Raw genomic sequence first — 3,899 nt, forward strand, 5'->3', positions numbered from 1 at the left:
AAAAGTAGCCGCTTTAGTCTGGAGACCGGGGCGGCTATTTTTGTAATGTATTTGAACGTTGACCGACGACATCGTTATCCCTCCCTCCATACAGATGGGAGGGCTTTTCACATATTCCCGAAAAGAAGGATTATCCAATAAGTGGTTCCAAAGAAAGGGGCTGTAACAAAATGAGCAAAAAGCTCATTTTGTTACAGCCCCTTATTTTTTTATAGGTCCGCCATCCAGGCACTTTCCCGACATTTTTTAAAACCAGCACGAGGCATAGGCAAAGCCTCTCGCTCTACCTATGCCTCTGGTTATTTATCCTGATCGACAGAATCATCAGACGTAATCACATCATCCCGACAGGCCGATATGATCGTTATCTTGTCACTATTTCTTTACGCGGACACGCTGTACGGTCGGCGTACCGTCTTTATCCTGATGTACCGTATCGATGCGGATATACGAAAGTTCATTGCTGAATTCGCGGGCCAGGCGGTTCATTTCCGGATCGGTATGGCCGAGTCCTTTTTCCATCAGACGGTAGACGATGGCTGCAAATTCGTAGCGGGTCATCACCTGATTGCCTTTAAAGAGTCCATCCGGGTAGCCTTCGATAATGCCATTGCCCGCCAGTTTCGTGACATATTCGTAAGCCCAGTGGTTATCGGCTACATCGGGGAAGAGCATGCTCTTATTGGGATCGATAGCCAGATGATGCATCGCTTTGAGCTCTGCAATTTCAGCTGCCTGTTCAGCCATAGCTTTACGCATATCGCGAATTTCTTTAGCCATGGCTACACGGGAATTCGAAACATGGCTGCCGCGTCCCAGTTTGAGACTAACGCCGGCATTAACCATATTTTCGCCACCGCCGAAGCTGCCACCGACGCTGAACATGGTGTCTTCGTTCGGACGATAGTAGAGTCCGACAGCCGCTGCATTGGCATCGCGATAGTTGCCATAACCAGCAGCGAAATCCCACTTGCTGTCCGGATCAAAGTCGAGCGGATGAAGTGCTGCCAAAGCTGCCGCGCCTGCACCAACACGATTGATGCGGTTATCCAGTTTGTTCAGGGAATTTCCCAGCTGGGTAATGTTCTGCCGGTTTTCCTGTACCATCTGGTTGGTGGCGTAGAGCTGGCTGCCGTTGATGGCGTCCGTAGACGTCGCCGATACTTCACCCGGTGCCAGCTGGGTAATGGACTGATTGCTCATATCCAGGCCGTCTCCGTTCAACAGTGGCCCGCCCTGGGCGATTTGGACACTATCGACATTGATATCCCGTTCCAAATTGATATGGATGGTATCGACCTTGCCGCCATTAGCATCGGTAGTAGTGGTAGATGCCGTCTGGATATTGTCTCCGCCCAAAACGTTGATCGTACCTCCGTCATTGAGAGTAGCGGCATTGTTGTCTTCCGTGACAAAGGAAACGGGATTAGCCACATAGCCCACATGGAGTGGTCCGCCGTCATCGGTTTCCTTTTCCGATTCCGCTACGGCACGAGCCAGCTGCAGCCCCGGTGCCTGTCTAGGCTGATTGGGAGATACTTCCCGTTGATCCGGGTTCTCTGGAAATTCCTCCGGATTAGACAGAATCTGGACTTCCCCATGGGTATTGCCCAAGCCATTCAGATTGGCTTTGATGGTATATTCCGATCCCTGTTTCTCCACGACGATGCCTTCCCCGGCATGAATGGAAATCCGGGCATCGCTCATGGCTTCCTTCAGCTGGGCCACGTTCACGGCGTCCGTATCTTCCGTCCCGGCTGCCAGGTTGATAATCTGCCGGGTCCGCTGGGGAATCCACCGGCCATTTTCATCCTGGGAAGGCCCGGCCCCGACGGAAACAGCACCCCAGGTGGACTGCCAGGCAGGAGAAACGACCTGCATCTGGCCGTACACCGGATGGTATCCCTGCCAGCCCGCTTCCCGGTCGGCTACGGAACTCATGCCCAGCGCCACGGCTCCCGGGGCAGAAGCGCTGCTTAAGAGACCTATCGTCGTGCCGCCTTCTCCCGTAACCTGGCTGGCAGCGCCTACGGCTGTGCCTCGAAGGACGGCTCCACTGCCATAGCCCAAAGCCGTTGCGAAGTCATCGGTGGCTTTGCTGAAGCCACCCAAAGCTGTAGAAGCCAGTCCGGAAGATTCGGAATAGGCCCCTACGGCCGTAGAATGTTTACCAGCCGTTCCTCCTTTGCCCATGCCATTGGCCATGATGCCGATGCTGGTGCTGTCCTCTCCTTTGCTCTTGGCCTGCTGTCCCAGGGCCACGGCCCCTTTGGCAGTGGCTTCGGAATAACTGCCCACCGCTGTCGTATACATACCCTTAGCATGACTCTGTTCGCCAATAGCGATGGCATTCGTTCCAGTGGCTTCCCCCTGGGACCCGGTACCAATGGCAATAGCGTCCAAACCGGTAGCTTTCGAGCCATTTCCTACAGCCAGTGCCCGTTCACCGTCAGCTACGGCATCGTTGCCCAGAGCCGTAGCCCCCATAGTTCCTTCAGCATGGGCCCCAGCCCCGATAGCCAGAGAGTCCTTCCCTACCGCACCGTCATTATTGTAATTTTTGTCGCGGTTACCATTCTCAGGGTTGACACTGAAATAATGGATGCCGTCCTGGACGGGATCCGGAGTCTGCCCAGCATCAGCGGCCCAGGCAGCACCGCCCCAGAAAGCCGTCATGCTACACAGGGCCAATACAGCCAATGTCAGTTTGGCATGGGATGTTTTACAATGATGACGTCTCTTCATAATGTACGCCTCCTTTATTCTTAAACTATATTTTTTAGCTGTCTTTTTGTTTTCATTATATCAAAAGCAAAAAGGAAACACACTGTAATTTGTTACAGTATATTCATGTGTATTTTGCAATTACAAAAGCGTTTTAGACGGTTGTATAAACTTTTATGAATCTGTCATGACAGATGACATGATTTAATGGTTTATCTGTCATGACAACCAAAAAGCTCCTGCATTTGTTGGAAAAATTCTGATTCTATGACCTATACCTGTAATTTATTACAGTGTATTTATTCTTTATATTTAGTAAGATGATAATAAGGATAGAATACGTACGGATTTATGAGGTTTCAAGTCCATATTTCTGTTGATGATGCTGCCCTTCGGGGTCATAATCAGCACGTTCCCAGGGGCGATGAATCGAAAGATGATCTACAGCCGGAAGGTGGAAGAGGAGCAGCAGCTATATCCTCTTCGGAGAGGAACGGGATGACCTGATGGCCGTCTGGGAAGGCGTGCGGAATCTGTCCCCGGCCCAGGGACTGGAACAGTTGAATAGGCGGAAACTCCCGCAGGAACCGGCAAGAAACGGTAACGCCAGACAAACACAAACTCCCTTTCAAGCAGACAGGAAATACGAACATCCTGAACTGCCTGAAAGGGAGTTTTTTAGAGTGTAATATCACCATCACACAAACTATTCGCGTTAACAAAAGAAACAAACTATCTTCCACCCTTTACGCCTATGGCAAAAAGTACTATGCTGTACATATAGGTGATACTATTGTTGACTGGAGATGATTCTATGACAAATGAAGAACTCGCACGGCGGTCTACGGCTGTGCGTGAATATGTCGTCAAGATGCTGGCTGCTGCCGGCGCAGGCCATCCCGGCGGCTCTCTTTCCATTGTGGAAATCCTGCAGGTGTTGTATGGGGAATATATGCATGTGCGGCCCGGAGAACCTCACTGGCCCGGCCGTGACCGGCTCATCCTGTCCAAAGGCCATGCTGCACCGGCTCTCTATGCGACGCTCATGATGCACGGTTTCTTTCCCGAAGACGAATTGTGGAATCTCCGGAAATGTGGAGCCATGCTCCAGGGCGTGCCCGATATGAACCGCACGCCGGGCATTGATATGTCTACCGGCTCGCTGGGTCAGGGCC

Annotated in this window: 1 protein-coding gene and 1 pseudogene; one reads left to right on the forward strand and one right to left on the reverse strand. The window is 51.7% G+C overall.

Features of this window, described 5'->3' with window-relative positions:
• Positions 1-375: 375 nt before the first annotated feature.
• Positions 376-2,745, reverse strand: a complete 2,370-nt coding sequence (locus DBO31_RS01895; protein WP_150824305.1) for an S-layer homology domain-containing protein — start codon at positions 2,743-2,745, stop codon at positions 376-378.
• 793 nt (positions 2,746-3,538) lie between these two features.
• Between DBO31_RS01895 and DBO31_RS01900 the strand changes: the two are divergent.
• Positions 3,539-3,899 (forward strand): annotated as a pseudogene (locus DBO31_RS01900) (transketolase); the annotation flags it as partial.

This window comes from Megasphaera sp. DJF_B143 (genome assembly GCF_900320625.1).
Lineage (GTDB): Bacteria > Bacillota > Negativicutes > Veillonellales > Megasphaeraceae > Megasphaera > Megasphaera hexanoica.